25 protein-coding genes are annotated in these 26,856 nt (G+C 36.2%); 7 read left to right on the top strand and 18 right to left on the bottom strand.

Annotated features, from left to right (window positions below; all coding sequences use genetic code 11):
- Nucleotides 1-37 precede the first annotated feature (37 nt).
- From asnS to QFZ87_RS12725, 4 genes are all read right to left on the bottom strand, one after another.
- Nucleotides 38-1,429: an asparagine--tRNA ligase gene (asnS, locus tag QFZ87_RS12740; protein WP_309861837.1), complete on the bottom strand. Its 1,392-nt coding sequence runs from the start codon at nt 1,427-1,429 to the stop codon at nt 38-40.
- A 236-nt stretch (nt 1,430-1,665) separates the two neighbouring features.
- Nucleotides 1,666-2,532 carry an alpha/beta hydrolase gene (locus QFZ87_RS12735; RefSeq protein WP_309861835.1) on the bottom strand — a complete coding sequence of 289 codons (867 nt, stop codon included), beginning with the start codon at nt 2,530-2,532 and terminating at the stop codon, nt 1,666-1,668.
- 225 nt (nt 2,533-2,757) lie between these two features.
- The gene (locus QFZ87_RS12730) at nt 2,758-3,786 is read right to left on the bottom strand and encodes an S-adenosylmethionine:tRNA ribosyltransferase-isomerase (protein ID WP_309861833.1); all 1,029 of its coding nucleotides are present in this window, start codon (nt 3,784-3,786) and stop codon (nt 2,758-2,760) included.
- A gap of 2 nt (nt 3,787-3,788) precedes the next feature.
- Nucleotides 3,789-4,517: an SDR family oxidoreductase gene (locus tag QFZ87_RS12725; RefSeq protein WP_309861831.1), complete on the bottom strand. Its 729-nt coding sequence runs from the start codon at nt 4,515-4,517 to the stop codon at nt 3,789-3,791.
- Between the two features lie 222 nt (nt 4,518-4,739).
- Here QFZ87_RS12725 and QFZ87_RS12720 point away from each other — a divergent pair, with 222 nt between their 5' ends.
- Complete coding sequence (locus QFZ87_RS12720; protein ID WP_309861829.1) at nt 4,740-4,970, top strand: hypothetical protein; 231 nt, start codon at nt 4,740-4,742, stop codon at nt 4,968-4,970.
- Between the two features lie 21 nt (nt 4,971-4,991).
- On the opposite strand, the gene QFZ87_RS12715 is transcribed toward QFZ87_RS12720, so the two are convergent.
- Nucleotides 4,992-5,459 (bottom strand): GNAT family N-acetyltransferase, encoded by a 468-nt coding sequence (locus QFZ87_RS12715; protein ID WP_309861827.1) that lies wholly within the window; start codon nt 5,457-5,459, stop codon nt 4,992-4,994.
- A 164-nt stretch (nt 5,460-5,623) separates the two neighbouring features.
- Here QFZ87_RS12715 and QFZ87_RS12710 point away from each other — a divergent pair, with 164 nt between their 5' ends.
- Nucleotides 5,624-5,758 (top strand): BA3454 family stress response protein, encoded by a 135-nt coding sequence (locus QFZ87_RS12710; RefSeq protein WP_309861825.1) that lies wholly within the window; start codon nt 5,624-5,626, stop codon nt 5,756-5,758.
- Between the two features lie 114 nt (nt 5,759-5,872).
- Here the strand turns inward: QFZ87_RS12710 and helD are convergent, their stop codons facing one another.
- Entirely contained in the window at nt 5,873-8,197 is a 2,325-nt protein-coding gene (gene helD, locus QFZ87_RS12705) for an RNA polymerase recycling motor HelD (RefSeq protein WP_309861823.1), read from the bottom strand.
- A 1,220-nt stretch (nt 8,198-9,417) separates the two neighbouring features.
- On the opposite strand from helD, the gene QFZ87_RS12700 reads away from it, so the two are divergent.
- Nucleotides 9,418-9,951, top strand: coding sequence for a YceI family protein (locus QFZ87_RS12700; protein ID WP_309861820.1), 534 nt, complete (start codon nt 9,418-9,420; stop codon nt 9,949-9,951).
- Between the two features lie 66 nt (nt 9,952-10,017).
- Here QFZ87_RS12700 and QFZ87_RS12695 read toward each other — a convergent pair whose 3' ends face one another.
- Entirely contained in the window at nt 10,018-10,944 is a 927-nt protein-coding gene (locus QFZ87_RS12695) for an ATP-grasp domain-containing protein (protein WP_309861819.1), read from the bottom strand.
- Nucleotides 10,945-11,354: 410 nt separating this feature from the next.
- Here QFZ87_RS12695 and QFZ87_RS12690 point away from each other — a divergent pair, with 410 nt between their 5' ends.
- Nucleotides 11,355-13,727 (top strand): immune inhibitor A domain-containing protein, encoded by a 2,373-nt coding sequence (locus tag QFZ87_RS12690; RefSeq protein ID WP_309861817.1) that lies wholly within the window; start codon nt 11,355-11,357, stop codon nt 13,725-13,727.
- Nucleotides 13,728-13,857: 130 nt separating this feature from the next.
- On the opposite strand, the gene QFZ87_RS12685 is transcribed toward QFZ87_RS12690, so the two are convergent.
- From QFZ87_RS12685 to queC, 10 genes are all read right to left on the bottom strand, one after another.
- Nucleotides 13,858-14,346 carry a L,D-transpeptidase family protein gene (locus tag QFZ87_RS12685; protein WP_309861815.1) on the bottom strand — a complete coding sequence of 163 codons (489 nt, stop codon included), beginning with the start codon at nt 14,344-14,346 and terminating at the stop codon, nt 13,858-13,860.
- Between the two features lie 102 nt (nt 14,347-14,448).
- A complete protein-coding gene (locus QFZ87_RS12680) occupies nt 14,449-14,712 on the bottom strand; it encodes a metal-sensitive transcriptional regulator (RefSeq protein ID WP_308083649.1) in 264 nt (87 codons plus the stop codon).
- Nucleotides 14,713-14,775: 63 nt separating this feature from the next.
- Nucleotides 14,776-17,244, bottom strand: coding sequence for a CoA-disulfide reductase (locus QFZ87_RS12675; RefSeq protein WP_309861813.1), 2,469 nt, complete (start codon nt 17,242-17,244; stop codon nt 14,776-14,778).
- Between the two features lie 130 nt (nt 17,245-17,374).
- The gene (locus QFZ87_RS12670) at nt 17,375-18,877 is read right to left on the bottom strand and encodes an aminotransferase class V-fold PLP-dependent enzyme (RefSeq protein WP_309861811.1); all 1,503 of its coding nucleotides are present in this window, start codon (nt 18,875-18,877) and stop codon (nt 17,375-17,377) included.
- A 115-nt stretch (nt 18,878-18,992) separates the two neighbouring features.
- The gene (locus tag QFZ87_RS12665) at nt 18,993-19,340 is read right to left on the bottom strand and encodes a hypothetical protein (protein ID WP_309861809.1); all 348 of its coding nucleotides are present in this window, start codon (nt 19,338-19,340) and stop codon (nt 18,993-18,995) included.
- Nucleotides 19,341-19,673: 333 nt separating this feature from the next.
- Nucleotides 19,674-20,324, bottom strand: a complete 651-nt coding sequence (locus QFZ87_RS12660) for a DUF2935 domain-containing protein (RefSeq protein WP_309861807.1) — start codon at nt 20,322-20,324, stop codon at nt 19,674-19,676.
- A 53-nt stretch (nt 20,325-20,377) separates the two neighbouring features.
- Entirely contained in the window at nt 20,378-21,106 is a 729-nt protein-coding gene (locus QFZ87_RS12655) for a polysaccharide deacetylase family protein (RefSeq protein ID WP_309861804.1), read from the bottom strand.
- Between the two features lie 85 nt (nt 21,107-21,191).
- The gene (gene queE / locus QFZ87_RS12650) at nt 21,192-21,920 is read right to left on the bottom strand and encodes a 7-carboxy-7-deazaguanine synthase QueE (RefSeq protein WP_309861802.1); all 729 of its coding nucleotides are present in this window, start codon (nt 21,918-21,920) and stop codon (nt 21,192-21,194) included.
- The gene (gene queD / locus QFZ87_RS12645; RefSeq protein WP_309861800.1) at nt 21,913-22,395 is read right to left on the bottom strand and encodes a 6-carboxytetrahydropterin synthase QueD; all 483 of its coding nucleotides are present in this window, start codon (nt 22,393-22,395) and stop codon (nt 21,913-21,915) included. The genes queE and queD overlap by 8 nt, the downstream gene beginning before the upstream one ends.
- A gap of 4 nt (nt 22,396-22,399) precedes the next feature.
- The gene (gene queC / locus QFZ87_RS12640; RefSeq protein ID WP_308083641.1) at nt 22,400-23,059 is read right to left on the bottom strand and encodes a 7-cyano-7-deazaguanine synthase QueC; all 660 of its coding nucleotides are present in this window, start codon (nt 23,057-23,059) and stop codon (nt 22,400-22,402) included.
- A gap of 258 nt (nt 23,060-23,317) precedes the next feature.
- Between queC and QFZ87_RS12635 the strand changes: the two genes are divergently transcribed.
- On the top strand, nt 23,318-24,106 hold the full coding sequence (locus QFZ87_RS12635) for an HAD family hydrolase (RefSeq protein ID WP_309861796.1): 789 nt from the start codon (nt 23,318-23,320) through the stop codon (nt 24,104-24,106).
- A gap of 72 nt (nt 24,107-24,178) precedes the next feature.
- Here the strand turns inward: QFZ87_RS12635 and QFZ87_RS12630 are convergent, their stop codons facing one another.
- Nucleotides 24,179-25,051 (bottom strand): DMT family transporter, encoded by an 873-nt coding sequence (locus QFZ87_RS12630; RefSeq protein WP_309861794.1) that lies wholly within the window; start codon nt 25,049-25,051, stop codon nt 24,179-24,181.
- Between the two features lie 205 nt (nt 25,052-25,256).
- On the opposite strand from QFZ87_RS12630, the gene QFZ87_RS12625 reads away from it, so the two are divergent.
- Nucleotides 25,257-26,198 (top strand): MerR family transcriptional regulator, encoded by a 942-nt coding sequence (locus QFZ87_RS12625; protein ID WP_309861792.1) that lies wholly within the window; start codon nt 25,257-25,259, stop codon nt 26,196-26,198.
- Between the two features lie 103 nt (nt 26,199-26,301).
- A complete protein-coding gene (locus QFZ87_RS12620; RefSeq protein WP_309861790.1) occupies nt 26,302-26,823 on the top strand; it encodes a MerR family transcriptional regulator in 522 nt (173 codons plus the stop codon).
- Nucleotides 26,824-26,856 lie beyond the last annotated feature (33 nt).

Here is a 26,856-nt window from a genome sequence, read left to right as displayed (position 1 = left end):
AAAGACCAATCCACTGAATGAATTGGTCTTTTTTGGCTTAAAATTCTGCATTTCCTGGAGTTCTTGGGAATGGAATGACATCTCTGATGTTTGTCATACCAGTTAAGTACATAATTAAACGTTCAAATCCAAGGCCATAACCAGAATGTTTAGTTCCGCCGTATTTTCTTAGCTCTAAGTACCACCAGTAATCTTCCTCATTCATACCAAGTTCATTAATTTTCCCAGCTAAAATATCTTCACGTTCTTCACGCTGGCTGCCTCCAATTAACTCTCCAATTCCTGGTACTAATAAGTCAGTTGCAGCAACTGTTTTATTATCTTCGTTCAATCTCATATAGAAGGCTTTAATTTCTTTTGGATAATCAGTAACAAATACTGGCTTTTGGAAAACTTTTTCGCACAGATATCGCTCGTGTTCTGTTTGTAGGTCTGCTCCCCATTCAATTGGATAAGCAAAATTTTCACCTGATTCTTTTAACAGATTAATGGCTTCTGTATATGTCACTCTGCCGAAATCTGCCGTAAAGGCATTATTTAAGCGATCTAATAGGCCTTTTTCAACGAAGCTATTGAAGAAGTTCATTTCTTCAGGTGCTTCTTCAATTACATAACCAATAACATACTTAACCATTTCTTCTGCAAGATCCATAATATCAGGAAGTTCCGCAAAAGCGACCTCTGGTTCAATCATCCAAAACTCCGCTGCGTGTCGAGCGGTATTAGAGTTCTCAGCTCTAAAGGTTGGTCCAAAGGTATAAACATTACGGAAAGCTAAAGCAAATGCTTCAGCTGAAAGCTGTCCACTTACAGTTAAGTTAGACTCCTTACTGAAGAAATCCTTTGTTGTATCCGTTTTTCCTTCTTCATTTTTCGGAAGATTTTCCAAATCTAATGTCGTCACACGGAACATTTCACCCGCACCTTCCGTATCACTTCCAGTGATAATCGGCGAGTGGACATATACAAATCCTTTATCTTGGAAGAATTTATGGATAGCATATGCTGCCAATGATCTCACCCGAAAGACAGCCGCAAATGTGTTAGTTCTTGGTCGTAAATGGGCAATCGTTCTAAGGTATTCAAATGTATGTCTTTTCTTTTGTAACGGATAATCTACATTTGAGGTACCTTCAATAGTAATCTCAGTTGCTTTAATTTCAAAGGGTTGCTTTGCTTGAGGAGTATAAATAAAGTCTCCTTCTATTTTAATCGTTGAACTTATCGGAAGCTTTGTAACTTCTTTAAAATTATTTAATTGCTCGTCAAAAACGATTTGAACTCCTTTAAAGAAGCTACCATCATTTAATTCAATAAAACCAAAAGTTTTGGAATCACGGATGGTACGAATCCATCCTGATAATTGCACCTTTTGTTCCACATAACTTTCTGTGTTTCTGTACAAATCCTTGATTAAGGTCTGTTTCATAGTGGTTCCTCCTAAATCATATGTATAAAGTTCATTTATTAGCCAGTGTGAATGGACTCCAACTTTGCCCATAGGTGACGAAATAAAAAACCTCCCATCCCCATTGGGACGAAAGGTAAAATTCACTGACTATCCTTGTTTTTCTTTTATCCCTTCAATATTATATAAAATACCATTCAATGAAGCAATTTTCAACAAAATTCCCGTTTGTAAGCGAATTAATTTTAGTTTACTGTTTATTCCGTTACAAAGATGTCATTAGGTAGTCCAATCTTATCAAGAAGCCAATTATGGCGATCTAAAAATGCTTCTTCACACTGTGAGAATCCATGGTCTGTTTGATACCAAGTTATTTTTTTCGGAGAGCTTGCTGTATTATAAAAGGAAGTTGCCTGGTCACAATCAACATATTCATCATTTTTTGCAAATTGAAAATAAATAGAAGCAGGGGCTGCATTTTTAATATAATGGGTGGCATCGAATTTACGTAAATTTGAAATAAAAAAATCAAACCGTTCTGGTGGCAAAAAACTCCGAATTAAAACAGCCATTGGATGTTCACTAGTCATATGCCAGGATGAGGTTTTGGAGGCACCAGCTATTAAAACAAAAGCCTTAATTCGGTTTTCAATGCCGGCAAGCACTCCTCCCCATGTAGCGCCGAATCCGTGTCCGACGTATGCTATTCGGTTCGCATCTACAAATTCTAGTTTACTAAGAAAAGTAATCCCACGCCTTATATCCATTATCATTTGAGTGTAATTTTGAATATCCACCAACGGCTCTATTGTTTGAATGAATTTTTTATATTGTTTCCCTTCTTGATGACAGTCTACCAAAAACGGAGATTCAATAATTAGAGAAACAAACCCCTTTTCAGCTAGCAATGTAGCTTCCTTATAAAAACTTTTTCTATTTTCCTGACCAGGATGCATAAAAACCACAGCAGGATGTGAACTTGTTTGATTAGGCACAATAAGAAAGGCTTTCACGCACCTGTTGTAAGGGCTTTCATAATAAACTTCTCTAATAGAATATCCTTCTTTTATAATCGACTTCCTAACTTCAAAATCTGTTAAATGTTCTTCTCTGAAATGAAACATTGTACACCGCCTCCAAGAAGAATCTTTAAAGTTAATTTATTTGAATTTTCTGCAAAATAGACTACCATAGTAGATATTTTATTTTTTTAAACTGCATTCCATGTGAGCGGTACAAACTACTTATAAAATTAAACCTATTAAAATCAACTTCCCACTTATTTTACCATGGTGATAGACAATTAAAAACCTTGACCGGAGAGTCAAGGCTCAAGAAATCCTATCATATTATAAAATGAGATTCATATCACCAAATTCATGCCATAAATACCCTTCTTTTAGCGCTTCTTGATAGGCGTTGCTTAAGAGATCTTTCTCAATAAAGGCTGAGAGCAAATCTAGATGACTAGCTTCTGGTTCATGCATTCCCGTAATAATCCCATCTGCAATCTTTAGGTTGTATGTTGGCTTTATATAAAGATTGGTCCATCCCCGTAGACAGCCATCCAAAGCTGCTGTTTCCATAGCACGTACTACTGTTGTTCCCACTGCAATCACTCTTCTTCCCTCCACTTTTGCCCGTAAAATTGTATCCCATGCTTCCTCTGGAATATGATATTCCTCGTAGTTTTCTGTTGGCGAGTGGTCCCATTTGTCATCCAATAAATAACTAAGCCCCGTATGAAGTTGAATAAATACAAGATGAATCCCCTTTTTTTGGAGCTTAAATAATAGCTCCCAACTGAAGGCTCTGCCTGCGGACGGCATTTCTACAGAACCAGGCTGGGTAGCAAAGACCGTCTGATAATAGTTTAGGTCCCAAGGATTATTAATATATTCATATCGAACAGGTTCTCCTAGTGCGTAAATTTCATCATACAAAGCTGTTCCTTGCTTTGAAAATTGAATCGTAATAAAAGGGGTATTCGTTGAAGCGCATGACACAACCCCATGAAGAGTTGAAGAAAAGACTAGAAGATCTCCATTCTTTATTTCAGCAGAAACTACTATCACTTCCCAAATTTGATCACTTTTCCGTCTTGCTAAGCGGACTTCTATCCCTTTTTGGATACAATTTTTGTCACGATATAAGTCTGCTAATAATATAGCAGGAACAGTTCTACTATTGTTTAATACAACTACATCTCCCTTTGATAAATAACGATCAAGATTGAAAAATATATCATGATTTGTTTGCCCTGTTTGTCGATCCTGAATCATTAACTTAACATGGTCTCTTCGTATCCCCCTTCTCTCAGGTGGCATTTTGGCATTTAAGAAAGGCGGGATTTCAAAGTTAAGTGTTTTTACATGCATATTTATTCCTCCCTTCCCATAAATTCCTGTGCCTGAAATCTCTGACCATTGATATGCTTGGATGAATCGGAGGCTAGATAAAGAAAAACATTAATTACATCTTTTGGATTTGCTAGGTCATAATCACAGTCTGGAACTGCCAATCGATGCATGTCTGTATCCATCTCACCTGGATCGACCATATTTACTCTAACTCCTGTTTCCATGAGCTCATCTGCCCATGTTTCAGTTAATCCTTCGAGTGCAAATTTAGATATCCCGTATGCCCCCCATCCAGCATAGCCTGCACTCCCTGCCTCTGATGTGACATTAATGATTGACCCATTCTTGTTTAGGATCATTCCAGGGAGGATCCTTTTCGTCACTAAAAACGGACTTAATGCATTTACTTTTAAAACCTCCATAAAATCTTCTTCAGGATAATCCAGTAACAGTGGCATTGGGCTAGGACCGAGGATTGACGCATTGTTTATTAAGACATCTACTTTCCCGTATAATTCTTCTGTCATAGCAACAAATCTCTCTACATCCCTTGATTTAGATAAATCCCCTGTAACCGCAAGCACAAAAGAGGCCCCATTACCTTCTGCTTCTTTTTTCACTTCTTGTAAGTTCTTTTCACCTCTTGCACATATAGCTAAATATGCTCCTTTTTGTGCAAAGGCTAGCGTCAATTCCCTGCCAAGCCCTTTTGAAGCTCCTGTAATCATGACAACTGGTTTGTTTTCCATTTTTAAAACTCCTTAAGATCAATTTATGTTCTATGCTTCCATCTTAAGAAATCTTTGTTTTTTTCTCCTCGTAAAGAAGCTTGATTCTTTCTACAACTTTGGTCCGAGATAACTTCTTAATTTTTTGTCGGAATTTTCAATAATCATTATGACTTGTAGAAGGAAAAAGTTGGTTTCTCGTCGAATATGTACTAAACAAAATACTCGATTCTTGATAGGAGGTTGGACAAGATCACTTGTATTGCTTATCTTCTTTACACATCATCTAAGAATCAAGACATCAAAGAAAAAGCCATTCAATTATTGAATGGCGAGGTATCTATTCGTGATTTAAAAAGAAATATTTCAATTCAAGCCCACATAGTTTTGGCAGAATCTTTACTGAAGAAAAATAAAATAAATAAAAATGATGTTCAGATGTTTGCGGAGGAATTTATGGTAATTGAAGTTTAGAGCTTCCTTTTGGAAGTTTTTTTAGCCCAATTGTTTTTGATAACATAAAATTCCACTTCCATTTTGTGCGATGACTGTATTATAATAGTCAAATCCTAAGGATTCCCAAAAGCGAATCGCTTTTTTATTTTCACTCAAGATACCAATACGAACTTTATTGACACCTCGTTTTAGCATCTCATTTTCATATATTGAATAGGCCTGTATGCCAAAGCCATAACCCTGATAATCGCGATGAATCATTAATAGTCCTAACCACGGATGATGATCTTTTGGATTTTCCATCAAATAATCAATTACTCCAATATAGGTATCATCAAGCTTAATAAATGCACTCGTTGAACGAGGATTGAAGAACTCCTCCTCTACTTCCACTAGTGTCCTTACCTCGTTTCCGTTCTCAAATACATTATATTCTGGATTTGAATTGACCATCTCTAAAGCAATATACAACGTTTCTTTTGTTATTTCTTCAAAATACATTGACATGATTACTCTCCCTACAAATCACTTAATGGAACAATTATACCAAATTCCATGTCGTGTTAACTTATTGTCATACGCATACGGCAACAACCATACACTGAAATGTTGTCTATTTTTTATCCAACAAATAAACATATAACTTTAAAAAATAAGAAAGGTGATAACTTATGGTACAAATTGAAGTAACTATTACGTTCGAAGGAAGAAGCTATTTAACCAACGTGATTACAAATCCTGAAACTTCTAATGAAGAGGTCCTCCGGCTTGCGTATGAACAAGTGCAAAAGCAATGGAAAAAGTAGAAACAGCCGGCGGCTGTTTTTACTTTTTCATTTTCATTTTCAGTCATTATTAGCCTTTAGTATATGTAAAAAGCTGCAAGATTCACTAGAGTATCTTACAGCTTTTTTAACAGTTTAAACTAACTCGTAAGCATCCCTTGGTACAACCTCTAAAAGAGGCGAAACCTGTCCTGTAGCAAATATATGCAGTTCATGCATAGCTCGAGTACAGACGGTGTAGAATAGTTTTCGTTCACTTTCGCTAATGTAAGGGGAACAATCATATAGAATGACCGCATCAAATTCTATACCTTTCGCTAAATACGATGGAATGACAAGGTTTCCGCGCTCATAAGAAACTGTCCCCTTCTCGATTAAGTGGAGTGGTACATCTTGTTTAAGTGCTTCAAAAACATTTTTACTTTCTTCTGCCGTCCTACAAATAACTGCAATCGTTCGATGTCCATCTGCTTTCCATTCTTTGATTTTTTCAAGAACCAAATGATTAATTTTTTCTTCATTAACCATTTCAATAACCGGCTTCCTTCCTTTACGATTAAAGGGGATGATTTTTTCACCATCTGTAAGCAAACCACTCGTAAAGTGAACAATCTCGCTTGTTGACCGATATGTTTTTGTTAATACAAACCTTTCAATTTCCTCTCCTTTGATGTCTAATTCTGTTAACACCGTTTCGGAACCCGTCGCTCCAGAGAAGATAGCCTGATTGAAATCGCCCAGAAGTGTCATTTTACTATAAGGAAAAAGTTTTTGAATAAAAGCAAACTGGAACGGTGTATAATCCTGGGCTTCGTCAATAAAAATATGACGAATGGCGGTATTTGACTTTCTTCCTTCTATTAAATCCTGTAGGTACACATAGGGTGTGGTATCTTCATAGGCAATTTCCATATTACTTAATTTATTTATTGTGAGACCGCAAATCTGTTCCCAATTAGATGGTTGCGTTTCTGTAAATAGGTCCAAGCCCTTAAACAATTGAAGATAAATTTCAGGCATATTAATAAATTTTAAACTCTTCACCCGTGAAAATAGGGGCTTGAATTTTTCTTTGACTATCATTTCTGCTAATAATTTTTGCTCCCGTTCAAAATCATCAAATGTATTCTCTGAAAAACGATCTTTCTCCTGTAGCTTTTTGAATGCCTCCATATAATCTTCTTTCTCAAGGTACTGCAACTCATCCTCTACCCAGCTTCTAGTACGCTCACGTTTCATTGCTCGTTTTAATTCTTTCAAAACCCAATCCTTTACAAGCTGAATTCGGTTTGGAATGGAATAACTATCCGGCAATGAATAAAAATAATTATGAATTTCTTCTTTTGAAATCAAGACATCTTTTCTAAAAGTTAAATCCTTAAAAATTAATCCCTTCTTCGATAGCTCTTTTGCGTACTGATCAATTTTGTTCTTGTACTCAAGACTTGCTTTATAACGAATTCCCAGTACTCTTGCTTGATATTCACGATTTCCTGTTGCATTAAGTAAATATTCCATTTGTGAAAAGGGATCTTCTACCCCGAATTCCTTCCCTAGTCTATGGGTTAAATATTCCTGAAAGGTGGATTGTTGCATGTTTTCTTCACCAAGCTCAGGTAACACCGTTGCCACATAACTATTAAATAACGGATTAGGTGAAAAAAGCATAATATTTTCGGCATTTACAATTCCACGATAACGATATAACAAATATGCAACCCGCTGCAATGCGGCTGATGTTTTCCCACTTCCTGCAGCCCCTTGAACAATAAGGATCTTACTTCTCTCGTTTCGAATAATTTCATTCTGCTCTCGTTGAATGGTTGCTACTATACTTTTCATTTGAGTGCTTGCATTGTTGCCAAGGACTTCTTGAAGAATTTCATCACCAATTGTTACACCTGTATCAAACATTCCTTTAATTTTTGATGCCCTAATAATAAATTGTCGCTTCAATAACATTTCCCCTTTAATGTCGCCTTCAGGGGTTTTATATTCAGCAGGTCCTGAAGCATAATCATAGTAAAGGCTAGAGATTGGAGCTCGCCAGTCATAAATTATAAAGTTTTCATCATGTTGGTCCATTAATGAAGCAATCCCTAAATACACTTGATCGGCAGACTTTTCTCCTTTTTCAAAAAAATCAATTCGACCAAAGTACGGGGAATATTTTAATTTAGCTAAGATTTTAAGTTGTTGATCCAATTGTTTATGTGTTCGTTCTCGTTCCGACAGCAATTCAGCCTGTTGCTTAATACTTGCTGCGGTCTCAATAATATCATCTGGTTCTTCGAAATTTACAGTTACATCTTCCCAAAAGGTCTTACGTAGCTCTAGAACGTCTGAGCTTACCTTACTGGTATTTGCCAATAGGTTCGCTACCTTTTGGTCGATTTCCTCTACGACTGCACTAACTCTTTCTTGTTCTTGTTGCCAGTCCTTGTTTTGTAAATCGCCCATTTAATCACACTCCAGATAATATTTTATTCTACTTACTTGACAAACAATAACCCATATAATATTGTTATAGTAGGTTATTTCAATTAAATTAAAATGAAATTTTTTTGTGCCAATTGTCATCATATCATCACTTTACATATTTTTCAAGGGTTTTATACAAAAAAGCAAACGCCTGTTTAGGCGTTTTTTTATTATTTTTTCTACTTTAGGACTCCCTTTCTAAATCTCCATACACCCATTTCATGTATTTCCCGTATATTGAAACCATTATGATCCGTTTTAATACAAATTGGTAAAACTTCATATTATTTTTTAAGAGCTTAATTTTTATAAAGTATTGTTTTAAAAGAGTACAAAATATGACGACCCTTAGCTTGGCATCAAGAGTATTATGATTTTTTAAAGAAAATGCAGTGAATAAAGACACTGAAATTGAATATAACGGTGAGATAATAAAATGTTCCTTCCATGTGTGGTGTCTTCCCACCCCAAATCTTATCTTGCGAAATAGCGCCAATATTAAAAATAAATTTGTTTCTGTAACCATGATCATTAAGAAAAAGGAAATAAATCGTACTATTTCATTCTTTTTTTCAAGCAGGTGATACCAAATATCACTCCATTTAAAGTAAAAAGGAATTAGAACAAATGTATAAACAGTTTTCCATCCGGTGTGTTTATATACTCCCAAACGTAAAAATATCATTTCTATAATCGAAAAATACATGCTAGCAGATACCTTCTTTAACCATCCCGAGTTTGAAACCGTCAAATAAACAGATGTAAAAGGGACAAAAACCGCCTGGGATAAAACAGCTCCAAAAACATTATCAAAAAAATTATTCCTAATGATATTCGGTTTATATTTATATAACTTAAATAAATTAAATACAAAGTATTCAAACAGGTACGCAAGTCCTATATTAGATACCAGCAAAATAAATATGTTTTTTCTATTTTTGCTTTTATAAAAGGTTATTCCAAGAAGACAAGAATGAATCACGCATAATAACAAAAATGGAAGGTTCATTCCTTTTATTTTCCTCATTCAATTTCATTCCCCCGATATTAGGTATATAAGTAGTATTCGATAAAAATGAAAAAACATTATAAAAAAAACAATTGACAATCAAATCATTTCCATCATATAATTTATCTTGAATTAAGTTATTTCAATTTCAAGATAAATGATTTCGAAACAAAAAGGGAGAGATTTACTAATGACAAAAACAAAATGGGCACTTGATACTGCACACAGCAGCGTAGATTTTTCAGTTCGCCATATGATGATTGCGAACGTAAAAGGAAGCTTTAATAACTTTAACGCAACAATTGAAGCAGATCCTACTGACTTAACAAATGCAACAATTGAATTTTCAATCGAGACTGGTAGTGTGGATACTCGTAATCAAGATCGTGATGGTCATTTAGTTTCTGCAGATTTCTTTGATGTAGAAAATCATCCAACAATGAATTTCCGTGCAACAGATATTGAGAAAACAGACGAAGGTGAATACAATGTAACTGGAGATCTGACCCTTCGCGGCGTAACAAAACCTGAAACTTTTGTTGTTACATTTGAAGGCCAAGGAAAAGATCCATGGGGCAATGAAAAAGTAGGTTTCAGCGCATCAGGGTCAATCAATCGTTCTGACTACGGTTTAGTTTGGAATGCAGCACTTGAAACTGGCGGCGTTTTAGTTGGAGATAAGGTTAAAATCAATTTACAGATCCAAGCAGCTAAAGCTGAATAATTATAAGACAACAAAGAGGCTGAACTTTTGATCAGCCTCTTTTTTCATATGGTTATATTCAATAATTTAAAGTTGTGACTTCAAAAATTTGGCCAACTCTAGCATACCAAATTTCTGCGCCTTAGCTTCTGCATCTGAATTGTAGTTTGTATTTGTATTAATATCATACGTATATATTTCACCCGCTGCATTGCGAATAAATTCAATGCCGGCCACCTGAATATGATTGGCAGCTAGTACCTTCTCATACTTATTAATAATAGAATCTGAAAACCCTTCAATAATTTCAAACTTTGGTTTCTCTTCTTTTTCCTCCCCTACAGGACAGAATAAATCACCTATTTGACAAGCATCCGCAGGACATAATTGGAAGCCTTCCGAAGTATCTACCTTTACTGCATAAACGAACTTTCCACCTACAAATTCACAGCGAGTAATATAGCTTTCTGGTGCTTGTATGTACTCTTGAATTAAAGTAATACCATCAACTGGCTCTTCAAACGCTGGACCTTCGATATAACTCTTCAAGCCATCATACGTTTGAAATAATTGTACACCTAACCCCTTCCCTGCACGGTTATGTTTCGTAATAAAAGGGGTATCTAAAAATTCAACAGCAGCCTCGAGGATTTGCTCCTTCCCCACTGCAGCTATTGTTCGGGGTGACTGGATATCAAATTTGTTTAGTTCTAAATATTGGATCACTTTGCTGATCTCCAGCTGAAGGGCACGTGTACCATTGATAACCTTCCTACCGTGCGCTTCTAGCCAAGCAAGTACTTGAGCAGTAAATTCCGGTGCAAAACGGTGCCCCCTTGTATGGGAAGATGCACTCATCCGATTATAAAAAACACCTTCTGGAGGCTCCTTTGTAAGATCGAGACGTCCGCTATCTAAATGCCACTCCTCGTAAGGCACCCCTATTTCATCTAGGCGCTTTGTTAAATGCTGTGTCCAATCACTATTCTCATGTATAATATGAACTTTTTTCAAAAGAAAGTCTCCCCTCGTGCTGAACCCTATATGTATTTTATCCTTAAGTTTTCCTATTTCCTATTTTTATTTTAGATTTCTATTGTCGATTTGTGAAGTGGAGAAATTGGTAATTGTATAATATTTCTTTTTACAATTTACACAATTTGTAAATCACTTTCCTTTGTCGGAGTAACGCTTTACAGTCCTCGTCTAAATAATATTTTATCCACATTTACTATTGTTAATTAAGATTTGTTCCTTTTGTTTTGCTAAATTTTTGCAAAAAAAGTGGAATTGTCGTCGATAAATGAGTCAATTTAACTATAAATTGTTAGAATTTACAGAAAGTTAGGGAAAAAATCCTATTGTCTTGTCCTAATTTTCAAAATATTATTGAAAAGCAAGGAAATATTTTAAGGGGGAGTTTTATGAAGAAACTATTAAAAACAGGACTTTCTACTGCAGTCCTAGCTGGAACATTGTTTGCCGGCTTTCCTGGCAACTACGCTATTACTTCCAGTGATGTCCTGAAAAAACCAACTGCAGTTTCACATTCTTACGGTTCACTAGATTTAGCAGTGGTAAATGAAGACAAATTGCTAGAGTCCCTCATTAAACGTGGTGTGATTTCCCAAAATGCTTCTACTGCTGAGAAACAGAAAGCTTTACATAATTACTTAGTGGTCAAAGGGAAGCAAGATAAAATAACAGAAACTGACCCTCTAGCTGCCAAAGTAAAAGCTGCAGAAGCAAAAAAGCATAAGAAATTTAATGAAGGTAGTAATGGTTTAACAAATGGAGATGGTAACAAATATGGACAATTAAGACCGGAACCAGTACAAGAAGGAATAACACCGGGAGTTCAGAAAAAGGGGAAACTACTTACTTTAATGGTAGAATATTCCGATTTCGAGCACAACAATATTAAACCAGACGAAACTGACAACTACTATCCAGATTATACACCTGAACATTTTGAGGATATGATTTTTGGAGATACGGGCGTATTTAAAGGACCAAATGGAGAAAACCAAGTTTCTCAGAAGCAATTTTATGAAGAACAATCAGGTGGTACTTACACGATTGAGGGTAAAGCCTATGGTTGGTTAAAAGTACCAGGTACTGCTGCTTATTACGGTACAGATAGTAAGACAGGTCATGATAACGTAACTCCTGGCGGTTCAAAACAATTAGTTAAAGACACTTTGTTAGCAGCCAAAGCAGCAGGTGTTCCACTTCAGGACTACGATTTAGAAGATCCTCATGACTTAAATGGAAACGGGAATTTTTGGGAACCAGATGGTTTAGTTGATCATCTTCAAATTATCCACTCTGGTATGGGACAAGAAGCCGGCGGTGGAACACTTGGTGACAAAGCAATTTGGTCTCACCGTTCAGCTGTATTTTATGATCCAGATGGTCTTGGAAAAGGTTTACCAGGATTCTATGACTATACTGTTATGCCTGAAGACGGGGCAACTGGAGTATTCGCTCACGAATATGGACATGACTTAGGTCTTCCAGATGAATATGATACTCAATATTCTGGCACTGGTGAGGCAATAGGTTACTGGTCAATTATGGCAAGCGGTTCTTGGGCAGGTAAAATCCCAGGTGCTGAACCAACAGGATTTTCTCCATTTGCTAAATCTTACTTCCAATCAACGCTTGGCGGAAAATGGACTAACCCAACTGAAGTAAACCTAAAGGATTTGACATCCAAAGGAACACAATTCTTGCTTGACCAAGCAAATTCACCACTAGGCAAAAATAACCAGGCTATCCGAATAAACCTGCCACAAAAGAAAAAGCCTTTATTACCGCCATTTGAAGGCAACTACTCATTCTGGGGCGGTACTGGTGATGAATCTGACAATAACATGGTAACTTCTGTTGATTTGTCAGGCAAGTCTTCTGCAACACTTGATTTTGATGCTTGGTATAAAATCGAAGAACAATGGGATTTCGCATTTGTTCAAGTTTCAGAGGATAATGGCACCACTTGGAAATCTCTAGAAAATAGTAATACGAGATCTGATACTGTTAGTGGCGTATACCCAACTATTCCTGCAAACCTACCAGGTTTCACAGGTGACTCTAACGGTTGGACAAAACAATCCTTTGATTTATCTGCATATGCAGGTAAAAAGATTCAATTGAAGTTCCGTTATATTACTGACTGGGGATACAACGACACTGGTTTCTTCGTTGATAATGTAAAAGTAACTGCTGATGGTTCAATAATATTAAATGAAGGGGGCGAAGGCGCTACTACTCCTTTTACTCATAACGGCTTTAATAAGTTCGATGGTAATGTATATGCTGATCATTATTACCTTCTTGAATGGCGAAATCAAAAAGGTGTAGATGAAGGTCTTGCCCACATAAAACGTGGAAACTCCATAATGAGTTACGATGGAGGTCTAGTTGTTTGGTATGTTGATGGTAGCTATACTGACAACTGGACTGGTATTCACCCTGGTGATGGATTCCTCGGGGTAGTGGATGCACACCTTGAAAAAGACCTAGTATGGAGCACTGGTGTGGAAGCAAGCACTCGTTACCATATTGCTGATGCAGCATTCGGCTTAAATCCTACATCAGTATTAAATTTAGACTATCCAACGCAAAAATTATTTGCACCAAGTCATCCTGCTATATCACTTTTTGATGATACTAATTCTTATAAAAATGATTTTATGCCTGATGCTGGTCGAAATATTAGTAGCTACGGAATTAAGATTAAAGTTAAAGCCCAATCTAAGGATAAATCAGTCGGCTTGATTGAGATTTCTAAATAAACAGTTCGTATCCCACCTTTTTACTTTCGAAGGTGGGACTTTTTTGTAATTTTAACAAAAAGATCTTTTCTTTATCATCACTCACTGTTGCTGATAATTAAAACGGCTGATTATATTCAGCCGTCTTATCTTATGGACGAATCATAACCCGCGTACCATTGGGGACCATTTCAGCGAGTTGCATCACATCTCGGTTATACATTCTTACGCAGCCATGTGAAACAGCTTTTCCAATGGAACTTGGATCGTTGGTTCCGTGAATCCCGTACCCCTGTTTGGATAATGACATCCATAATACTCCGAATGGCCCTCCTGGATTATACTGGCGATTAACAATTACGTAATCACCCTTTGGGGTTTGTGTTAGCATTTTCCCAACGGCAATGGGGAAAATTTTAACAAGCCTTCCATTGTTGAATAATGTAAGTCTTTGTTTCCCAACAGATATTTGAATGGAATAGAGAATGCTGCTTGGCTCTGGCAAACCAGGAATCTGGATATGCTGCCCCACCTGCAAATGCCCCACCCCTGGATTCGCAGCATAAAGGCGGCGGAGACTTACTCGGTAATTAGCTGAAATAATACTCAACGTTTCACCGGGGTTAACAATATGGATCATGCTATCCCACCTTTCTTTTGATAGCATATGCCCATGACAGTTGCTGGTTGCCTGCTTTGTTTTAAAAGAAAAACGCCTATCAAATGATAGACGCTTTCCTACTTACCTACTCTTCACTAGCATATTAACTGCCTCTTCAACAAGCTTTGAAGAATCTTCATTGCCGGCTTCCATGGACTCACGAATGCAATGTTCGAGATTAGAACTTACAATAACAGCAATTGTCCTGTCAATCGCAGATCTTGCAGCAGATAGCTGGGTAATCACTTCTTTACATTCCTTACCTTCCTCTATCATTCTCAAGATGCCTTTTATTTGTCCTTCAGCCCGTTTCAAACGATTAATTGCCTTATCATCGTAGATCAATATACTCACCTCTGTTGTATAGATTTTAAGCGATAATCCCACAGAAGTCTATCGAAATACTAATTAAATAAACAAATTCAATCCAGAATCCTCGGCATCACCAAGGTAGGAAGCTACCCCTCCAATATCAACGCCGTCGATTAATTCTTCTTGTTTAATCCCCATAATGTCCATTGACATAGAGCAAGCTACAAGTTTAACCCCTGCGTCCATTGCATTTTTCATTAAAGTTGCTAAGCTATCAACATTCTTTCTTTCCATTGCATGGTTAATCATTTTGGCACCCATCCCCCCCATATTCATTTTAGAAAGAGGAAGCTCGCTAGCACCCTTTGGCATCATCATACCAAACATTTTCTCTACTAAATCTTTTTGTACAGGAGGTGCATCTTTACGTCGCAGAACATTTAAGCCCCAGAAGGTAAAGAACATGGTCACTTTTTTCCCCATAGCAGCAGCACCGCAAGCAATAATAAAGGATGCAATCGTTTTATCAAGATCACCACTAAATACAACCATTGTTGTTCCATCTTTTGTTGCTGGCATAGCCGCTCCCTGAATATTAATCTCCGCTTCCTTTGAACCTTTTTGAATATAGGCTTTAAATTTTTTATCCTCATACTTACTATTTAACAATGTATTTCCTGTTTTACTTGACCAAGATTGAATATCTTTTGCAAACCCAGGGTCAGTAGCATGAACTTCCAAAATCTCACCATCATTCATACCATCAATTGCTTGGTATACCTTCATGATTGGTCCAGGGCATTGTAAACCACAGGCATCAATTAATATAGTATCAACAGGTTCAACATTGGTCTTATTCACTTTTATCCCCTCGATCATGCCAGAATCATTGATTTTGACCTCATTATTTTTTTGCTTTTTATCAAACACACTTGAATAAGTCTTAAATCCGCCGTCAAGATTCTTTACTTTAAATCCATTTTGTGAGAGGATACGTGCACCTAAATAACCGCGTAGACCCACCTGGCAGGTTAAATAGATGGTTTGATTCTTAGGCAATTCTTCTAATCGATCCCTTAATTCTCCTAGAGGGATATTAATGGAACCTTCTATATAACCCATTTCTCTTTCAATCGGCTCTCGAACATCGATCAATAAACCGCCGTTTTGTACAATTTCATCGATTTCATGCCATTGCACAGTTTCGACTCTACCTTCCGCAATATTGCTTGCTGCATAGCCAGCCATATTAACTGGATCTTTCGCTGATGAAAATGGTGGTGCGTAAGCAAGTTCTAGGTCTGGCAAATCAAATATCGTTAACCCGCCTTTAATGGCTGTTGCAATCACATCAATCCTCTTGTCTGCCCCATCATAGGAAACAGCTTGTGCACCAAATATTTTTCCAGTTTCTTTTTCAAAAATCAACTTCAGTGCGATTGGAAAAGCTCCTGGGTAATAGCCAGCATGTGAACCTGGGTGTACGTGTACAACCTCGTATGGAATTCCTAAGCGTTTTAACGTCTTTTCGTTATTTCCTGTAGCGGCAACGGTCATATCAAAGACCTTTGCGATGGATGTTCCCAGTGTTCCTTTGTAACGTGCTGCAATTCCATTGATATGATCTGCTACAATTCTTCCCTGGCGGTTAGCTGGCCATGCTAATGGAATTTGAGTTGGTTGACCATTGATATAATCCTTCACTTCAATGGCATCCCCAATTGCATATATACTTGGATCTTCTGTTTGAAGGTATTCATTTACCTGAATCCCACCGCGACCTCCTACTTTTAGACCCGCGCCAACCGCTAACTGGTTTTCTGGTTTAACACCTATAGCTAGGATAATCATGTCCGTATCCATTTTTTGACCACTTGTTAACTTTACGACTTTACCATTTTGTTCAAATGCTTCTACACCATCTTCAAGGATTAATTTCACTCCTTTTTCACGAAGGTGACCATGTAAAATAGTAGCCATTTCAAAATCAATTGGGGCCATAATTTGGTTAGACATTTCAATTAAAGTTACTTCTATCCCTAAATCCCATAGGTTCTCTGCCATTTCAATTCCGATGAATCCTCCACCGACAACTGTAGCTTTCTTCGGTTTGTTTGTATCAACATACGACTTAATTTTATCTGTATCTGGAATATTTCTTAAAGTAAACAGAGATTCAGCTGTCTCAATTCCTGTAATTGGTGGTTTAATAGGACTTGCACCTGGTGATAAAACAAGCACGTCATACGATTCTTCGTATGTTTCACCCGTCCTTACATGTTTTACCTCTACTGTCTTTCTTTCTCGATTAATTTTTGTTACTTCGCTTAAGTTACGAATATCTAGTTGGAATTTTTTGGACATACCCTCTACAGTTTGAACTAACAGCTTTTCTCTTTCTGAAATCGTTCCACCAATATAGTAAGGCAAACCGCAGTTTGCAAAGGAAATGTATTCCCCTCTTTCAAACATGACGATTTCAGCTTGCTCATCTAATCTTCTCAATCTTGCTGCTGTTGTTGCTCCCCCTGCTACCCCACCAACTATAACAATTTTCTTAGACATCTATGATTACCTTCTTTCAAATGAATAGTTAATTAATACTATATGTGAAGTATAGCACAAACTTTCATTACGTATAGGGGTATAGGTAAAGGTTCAAAAAATGGTCAAATATTGACCATTTTTTAACAAGTTATTCCATTCGAAAGAAATTCCCCATATCTTCCCTCTTGTGGTTAACAAAGAAGTAATCATTGCTAGTCGAGTCATAAATATAGTCTTTTTTCCATTCAGTTATGTTTATTGTAATTTCCTTCACAGCTTCTACAAACATAATAATTTCATCATTTGTCATAATAGGATGTAAGGAAAAGCGCACCCAACCGGGTTTACCAGATAAATCTCCAAGATTTATTTTTTCAGTAATCTCCTTTGAGGACTCTTGATCAATTTCAAATAGATAATGACCATAGGTTCCTGCACAAGAGCATCCGCCCCGTACTTGGATTCCATAGCGATCGTTTAGTAGGCGAACCATTAAATTGTAATGTATATTCTCCATGTAAAATGAAACAATCCCCAAACGGTTTGTTATATGACCATCTAAAACATGTAGTCCAGGGATTACTGCTAATTGAGGCAATAAAATATCAAGCTGCTCTTTTTCTCTTTTGAGTATATTGGTTATCCCCATTTGATTTTTCAAGTTAATACATAGGGCCGTTCGGATTGCTTGTAATATTCCAGGAGTCCCTCCGTCCTCACGGAGTTCGATATCCTTATAATACTGGTGCTTCCCCCATGGATTCGTCCAGGTTACCGTTCCGCCTCCTGGGTGATCTGGAACATGATTGAAATATAATCTTGTATCAAATACTAATACCCCACTTGTTCCAGGTCCCCCTAAAAATTTATGGGGAGAGAAAAAGACCGCGTCGAGCTTCTCTAATGGATCCTTGGGATGCATATCAATCGTTACATATGGTGCAGAAGCAGCAAAATCCACGAAACAAACGCCCCCATGCTGATGCATGATTTTGGCTAATTGATGATATGGGGTTTGTATCCCCGTGACATTGGAGCATGACGTAAATGATCCGATTTTCAGCGGTCTGTCCTTATACTGATAAAGAAGTTGTTCGAGCTGTTGAACATTCACCCCGCCATCTTTATCGGGATTTAAAATAACCACGTCTCCAACCGTTTCAAGCCAGGATGTTTGATTTGAATGATGTTCCATATGGGTTAGAAAAATAATTGGTCTCTCTTTTTCGGTTAGGTTCAACCGATTCTTCCATTTCTCATGAACTCTAATACCTAACAACCGCTGTAGTTTGTTAATTACCGAGGTCATCCCAAAGCCATCCAGGATAACCGCATCATGCTGATCCCCATTTACATGTTCCTTTATGATTTTCCTTGAATGCTTATAGATTCCAGTCATCATCAAACTGGTAATGTTTGATTCAGTATGTGTATTTGCCATAAAAGGTCCAAAAATCTCCGAGATTTTCTGCTCAATGGGACGATAAAGTCTTCCACTTGCGGTCCAATCTGCATAGATGATTTTCTTTTTTTCGTAAGGAGCATCAAACTCCTGATCCATCCCTATTACATGCGAGCGAAATCTTTGAAAATATTTTTCGAGGTTATCAGGTATTCTGTAGGTTTTACTTCCAATAGATGCTGTGATCATTTGTTTCACACCTCACAAAAAAAATTCTGTTATTCAATATATGCATGACACTAAACCACTTGTTCATAAAAAAAGCCGCCAAATGGTTGGCGACTTTTTTTATTTTACTCTTTAATTAAAATGTAGTAATTTTAGCTGTTTCTTTTCTTGTTACTTCTTCAATTTTTTGAATAAACATTTGAAAAACTCTTCTTTTTTCCTCTAAATCTTTTATGTATTCCTTCAGCTGATTATAACTTTCCTCAAATGGTTTATGGTACATTTGACGAATATTTTCTATTATTTCTTCATTAACCGTTGATTGTATTACTTGCTTCGTAATTCCATATTTATATGAATAAACCTTCAGTTCCTGCGCTACTTCATCATATTCATTAGCAATCTCATTTAAGACTAATGAGATATCATCCTTCCATTCGTCCAGTGACTTTTGCAAATATGATTTTGCTAGGGTCTCTTCCATATTAACACCTGCCTTCTAAGTCTACATAACGTTTACACTATTATAATAATATTTGGTTACATAGAGATGTCGGGCAGTTTACAAGATTTTATCAATCGATCTTTTTAATAGATTCAATAGCAAAAAAATGCACCATTTTCAAGTGCATTTTTCCAATTCTTTTAAATAAACGATGGTTTTCTTAACGAACACTGAGAACCCTCTGAATGAAGTTCTGGGGCAAAATCCGCCAGTTTTTTTATAAAATAACAAGTTTCAGGAAAGTGATGTTCAATAAACCGTAAAGTAGTTTTATTTAATATTCTTTCCCCTTTGTATTTTTCTACGGAAGACCTAACAAATAAATTTCATTTCAATAACAGCTTTTCCCACCTCTAATGCAAGTTCTTTTTGTCGTGGGAAACCCTGTTCGGTAAATCGTAAATAGCCTTTTATATGGTGATTTTGCAAGATAAACATTTGGAACTTCTGTGCGAATGCCTCTGATTTTCTTTCTATTGCTATTTCAATAGGATCTAGTACATTCCTTAATAAAATGATATGCCCTAACTGATCCTCCAGCCATAAATCTAAGAGCTGGTCAAGCCTTAGCGGCTCCGGAATTTGACCATTTACTAAGTATGACAATAAACGTAAATATTCTTGATTTTCATTCAATGTCCCATTTAAATATGTTGGAGACAAGTTTAGGTTAATTTGATTTTGGATTCTTAGATTTTGCAAATGGCCTTCAAATCGGTAATATTCATATGCTACTGAATATGCTTGCTTTGCCAATGCAATTTGTTCTTCAGACGAAAATTCAATCCCAGGATGAAGTTGTCTAAGATTATTAAGTACAATCCCAAATGATTGTATAAATCTTTCAGCAATTGAGATTTCCTTTTGTTCTTCCACTGACAAATGATCACGAACAAAAATCGCATGATCCTGTAATATCTCCAACCAAAAAAAATGCTCTTCCCACACACTAATTGTAGTCATCGCTTTCCCCCCTCTCAAAAATCATATTCAAGAGGTTCTTCGACTATATCAAGTTACTTTACTAAATTAATGAATTCCTCTAGTGTAGTTGAATACTTCACATATATTCTTGGTAATAAATATAGCTCGTTTTTAACTCCAGACGGAAAAAAAACTGCTGGTGTGGTGGTAAGACCAAATCTATAATATTTCTTTGCCTCTGAAATTACTTTGTCATTGGTATTTCCATAAGGATAAGATAGGACAATGACCGGTTTTCCTGTTACTTTCTGGACTTGCTCCTTAGAATGCTTTAATTCATAATCTACATTTTCTGCCTTTGTTAAATCAGGGTGTGTAACTGTATGTGATTGAATTGAAAACAATCCGGAATCTGCCATCATTTTTAAGTCTGAGTTTGAAAGACGGTTGGACCTACCGATAAAATCAGAGATAACAAAAATAGTTCCCTTCGGTTTAAATTGCTGAGTTTTTAATTTTTGAAAAATAGCATAGGCATTTAAGTTATTTTTGTATCCATCGTCAAAGGTAATAAAAATGGGTTTAGGTACACGGTTGACTTCTTGCCACCATTCAAATGTTAAGAGAGTGTACCCTTGGTCTCGTAAAAACGCCATTTGTTTCTCAAAATTTTCAGGGGTTACATACAGTTCTTTTGATCCATGTCCATTGTATTCTGCAATAGAATGATAAACTAAGATTGGCACTTTTTTCTCTGCACTCACGATTTCCTCATGTCCGAGCACATGAAAAAATAGGAACAGGAATAGTAACTTTTTCATAGAATTCCTCACTTTTTCTTTTTGATAGTATTACACTTGTGAAAAAATCCTATAAAAAAAAGCTGCATGTAGCAGCTTTTAATTCCTATACTCCTCTTTTGTTCCCCCACAAATAGGTATGCAATTGTGGTAACACTCTTACATTGGAAAATTCTTGATCCTCCATCACCTTGTTAATTAGCCAATCATATTTACTTAATAGATGGCTTATCAGCTCCTGATTATCCGATGTTGTGATATCATCATTACCAACCTGTAGATAAAAAGGAATCGTCGGATATCGGAGGTACACACCTTTTGCATATTCATAATCACGCTCATCAAATATGACTACTTTTAAGCTAACACGATTCGACGAATCCTTCTCTTCCAACTTCTTTATAATGGAATCTAGAATCGTAAAGTCTGTAACCATTGTTGAGCTTGGTGGCTTTGGAGATATGGTTAATTCATCAATTTCTAAAAACCAATCCTGCCATTTACTCCCCTGAGTTTCAAGGCAGATTTTAATATCGTTTTTCTTTAAAAGAGTGATTAAGTTTGCTAAATTCTTTAATAAAGCAGGATTACCGCCTGATATAGTAACATGGGAAAATCCAGCTCCACCAAGCTTTCTTAGCTCTTCCCATATTTCTTCTGCCAGCATCATCTTTGTGTCATCTTTACCGGTCCCATCCCATGTAAAAGAGGAATCACACCAGCTGCATGAATAATCACAGCCAGCCGTTCTCACAAACATCGTTTTCTGACCGATGACCATCCCTTCTCCTTGAATGGTTGGACCGAAGATTTCCATTACAGGTATTTTACTCAACTTCCATCCACTCCCTTCTAGCTTCAGCATAGCTAGTAGGTGTTTCAAATAAGCGAACAAATTCCACTCTTGCACCAAGGTATTGCTGCTGTCTTTCTTCCTTAAGCAGAGCCTCTGCCATTTTTTCATAAATCCAAACAACAATATTTTCTGCGGTTGTATTCATTGGGGGGAGTGTTTCATTTAAATATTTATGGTCAAGGTGAATTTCAATTTCATTCTTCCAAATCTCTTTTATATCGCCAAAGTCCATCATTAAACCACGGTCATCGACAAACCCGCTTAAACCGAAGACTACTTTATAGGTGTGACCGTGCAAATTCTTACATTTTCCCTCGTAGCAATGTAAATGATGTGCAGAATCAAAAGTAAATTCCTTACTTACTAATACTCGCTTATGATGATATTTCAGCTGTTCTTTTTTAATATCTTCATCCATCTTTTGGAGTTTATCGACAATTCGAAAGCCATACATAAGATTATAACTCCTTTCTTACTTTAAGGTATTCATCCAAGCCTCTTTTTCTTAGCTTACAGGCAGGACATTCCCCGCAACCATCAGCAATTACACCGTTGTAGCAAGTTAGTGTCTTTTCTCTGACGAACTCTAACGCTCCAAGCTCATCGGCTAATTTCCATGTTTCTGCTTTATCGATCCACATAAGTGGAGTATGAATGACAAATTGTGAATCCATTGATAAGTTAAGTGTTACATTTAATGATTTAACAAAAATATCTCGACAGTCCGGATAACCGCTAAAGTCCGTTTCACATACACCAGTTACAATATGTTTAGCGCCAATTTGACTCGCTAAAATACCGGCAAACGTTAAAAACACTAAATTTCTTCCAGGAACAAATGAAGATGGCAATCCACCCTCTTCTCCATCCTTTACATCTATATCATCCCGTGTCAACGCACTGGGAGCTAATTGATTTAAGAGAGCCATATCTAAAATATGGTGTTTGACACCAAGCTCATTTGCAATACTTTTTGCACACTCAATTTCAAGGCTATGACGCTGGTTATAATCAAAGGTCACTACCTCAACTTCATTAAAGTTCTTTAATGCCCAAAATAAACAAGTCGTACTATCCTGACCACCACTAAAGACAACTAAAGCTTTGCTGTTTTTCATATCCTTCATTCTCCTTAAATAGGAAAAACAGCACTACTAAGAAAGCGGTGCTGTTTCTCTTAGTTTTTTTTGAGAGGGGTGCTAGAACCTCTTTCGCAAAAAGCGAATTTTTATTTTTATTTTCCGCTATTAACTATACCACAAAATAAACACTTTCATAGAGAAAATTTTTTCTAACTTTCTTTCATCCACAGTTGAATGAAATATCTATGAAATAAGTGGTAAACTAGTTGTATGATTACAAAAAGGAGACCATTTATGACCGATTACAAAATCTTATTTTTAGATATCGATGGAACACTAGTTACACCAGAGGACACAATCGAAGAATCAACCAAAGAGGCTGTTTCTCAAATTCAGGAAAAAGGAATAGAGGTTTTTCTAGCAACTGGTCGTCCGCTTCACGAAATTGATGATCTTGCGAAGGAATTGAATATTAACTCTTTTATTGGCTATAACGGAGCATACGCAATATATCAAGGACAAGATATCTTTCAAGAACCGATGAACAGTGAAACTGTGAGACATTTTCTAGACATTGCAGCAGCAAACCACCATCAGGCAGTACTGTATACGCATGAAAAGAACTACTATACAGATTTAAACTCACAAATGATGAATGAATTTATAAAAAAATTCCATTTACATAAGAATGAATCCTATTCTCCTTCAATTAACAGCAGTGTATTAGGGATGACATTAGTCAATCTCCAAGAAAATGAGGCATCTCTTTATAACAGTGAAGAAGGAATCCATTTATCCCAAGTAAATGTAGAGGGCATGAGGCATTGCTATGATGTGATTAGAGACAAAGTTAACAAAGGCTATGGGGTTCAAATGGTTTTAAAGCGTCTCGGCTTGAATAAAGAAAGTTCTATTGCCTTTGGTGATGGAATGAATGATAAAGAAATGCTTCAAAATGTAGGAGAGAGTTTTGCTATGGGGAATGGTCATCCAGAGCTATTTCAATATGCGAAACATAAAACCACAGATGTGACCAATTCTGGTATATATAATGGGTTAAAAAAGCTTAAACTAGTAAAATAAATATGAAGAATAATTTTAAATCAAAAGAGGTTGACTCAAAACAAAGGGGTCAACCTCTTTTCTCATTTTGCATTATAATTTCGTAAAAATAATTCCAATTAATGCTGAAAATACACCTATGAGCTGATATTTTTTTAATTTTTCCTTATAAATGAAATAGCCTGAAAGGACGACTACTAAGCAATTTAAACTTACAATAGGGAATACAATACTGGCCGTTCCAGTTCTTAATGCAAAAAAATAACTGCTGTAGCCTAAAATGCTTATTAGGCCAACGAGTGCACCCACATTTACTACTTGACCATTCCATTTTTCCTTCATTTTAATACTACTTATTGCTAAATATATACTTCCCCCACCATACATAGCGATTAAGATTTCTAACGAATGAATATGCAAATAAGAAGTCGTTTTCATTAAGATTCCAAGTAAACCAAAAGATAATACGGCTAGCCCAACACGCAATATCCATGGCAGATAATTTATATTTCTATTCTTATCAGATGAATACTGGATAATCATGGCAGACCCAAGCATAATAATTATTCCTATCCACTGGATAACAGTAATATGTTCATGGAAAATAAGTCCAGCACACAGTATCGGAAATATGGCATTAATACCAATTAAGGGAGAAGTTAAACTGGCTGGTCCCCTTTCAAATGCTTTTGACATTTGAATATTTCCGTTTGCATTTAATATCCCTATTAGTGAACCAAGTAATAAAGTTATTAGATTCATATGTACAGCGTCATGAACCAGTCCAAAACCAAGTGTTAATATAAATGCGACAAAATAGAAAAAGAATTGAATATGTACTTTTGACAGTCCCCGTCCATTACTCCACTTAAAAATAGTATTATTAACTCCGAAGCAAACCATTGTCACAAATGCCGCTGCAATCCACATGTAGATCCTTCTCTCTTCCATCATTTCATCTCCCATATTAAACCTCTTTTTTCCTTTACTCAACCACTTTTTTAGTATTTTCACATCCAAGCGCACCTTTTGCAAAAATATGTTGGTTTTTCAAGTTTTCAGTCTTGTTTTGATAGCTTTTGTCAGGTGGCAGGAAAATTGGATGCCTAATGGTGAATAGTTAATCTATGAAGAAATATTTCCTATATACAAAAAGAAAGGAAAGATTTTAATGAAAACCTATACCCTAAAAGAAGTGTCAAAAAAAATAAATGTTGCGCCTGGAATCTTACGCCAATGGGAAAAGGAATTTGAAGATTTATTAGAAATTCCCCGTTCAAAACAAGGTGCAAGAATTTACACTGATGTTGAAATTGATTTCCTACTAGAAATAAAACAAATGGCTTCAAAAAAATTAAGCAAGGTTTTAATCCGTGAACAATTACTGAAAGGACCGGAAGCTGAAATCGATACAATTACAGCCGAGGTACCGCTTAGCGAAAAACAAGTAGAGCAAATACAAGAACATGAACCTGAAAATGAGACTATTATTAGTGAAGTACCAATAGAAGTAATAGCTGATTCCCTAACACCAGTAGCTGTTCATGATGATGTTTTTAATAATACAGAACTATTTTTTGAAGCCATGGAGACTTATAAGAAAAATTTCTTAAATGAAGTAAAAGAAGAAATTCGGAATGTAGTTCGGAAGGAAGTAGTTGAAGAAGTAAAAAAAGAGATATATAAAGGAACATATCATACGGTTAAATCCATATCTGACTCCATTTATAAATCCTCAGCAACGACAAAAGCTGACATACAAGAATTATCGGAGTCACTTGAAAGAACATCGGAGAATACCTCCCAATCATTACAATACCTGTCCAAAAGCATTGCTAACGTTTCCATAGATACTACAGAAGAAATTTTTACTCTTTCAAAGCAATTATCTGAGACGACCGAGGAATTAGCGCATTATGTTGATGTAACGAATACCGAAATCTCAAGTCTCACTGATGCTATAACAAAAGACCGTGAATTTTTCATTGAGGAGCACAATCAATACCGTCATGAAGTGACCCAAAGAGAATTAGCTTTCCAACAAATGCTTACAGGTTTCAGAGATGTAGCTGCTGCTAAAGAAAAGAAATGGTGGAAATTTTGGGCGAATTAAGGAACATTCATTAATCGTTAAAAGCTCCTTTTATTCATAATCGTTTTACTTAGCCTAACGTCACTCGTGGTTTGGGATTATTTAATCACTAGGAGGTTTTGACATGAATACAAGTGAAGTAGCAAAATCATTAGGGGTATCCTCTAGTACTATTCAAAGGTGGGTGAAACAGCTCGAGCTTCCGATGGAAAAAAATGATCGGGGACATTATCATTTTACTAGCGAAGATATTGATCAACTAAAAACAATTCATGAACAGCTTCAAAATGGTACCCTTCTACAAGAAATTGCCCCTGTTAAAGCGAGGAAGAGTTTTCGAAAAGGAATAGTAACTGCAGTTGAAAAGGATGAGGTCTTGGAAAAGATCATGCAGAAAGTTAATAACTTAGAGGTAAGTTTAAATACAAAGGCAGATTCTGTTGCATCTTATCAACTTCTTCAACATCGTCAAGAAATAGAGGATTTAAAAAATCAAGTAAAACACTTAACTAAACAGCTAGGTGACCTTGATGAAAAATTCAATGAGATGAAAAAAAAGGCACAAATAGATCAACCACATGTTCTGAATACAGGAAAGATAAAAAGGAAAAAGAAAAATATCGTTAGTTCTTTATTTGGCTTTTAATCAATAAACTTACCAATTAGAAAAGAGGTAACC

Source organism: Bacillus sp. SLBN-46 (assembly GCF_031453555.1).
Taxonomy (GTDB): domain Bacteria; phylum Bacillota; class Bacilli; order Bacillales; family Cytobacillaceae; genus Neobacillus.
The sequence above is the reverse complement of the archived record's forward strand: the minus strand, read 5'-3'. Positions and strand labels throughout refer to the sequence as shown.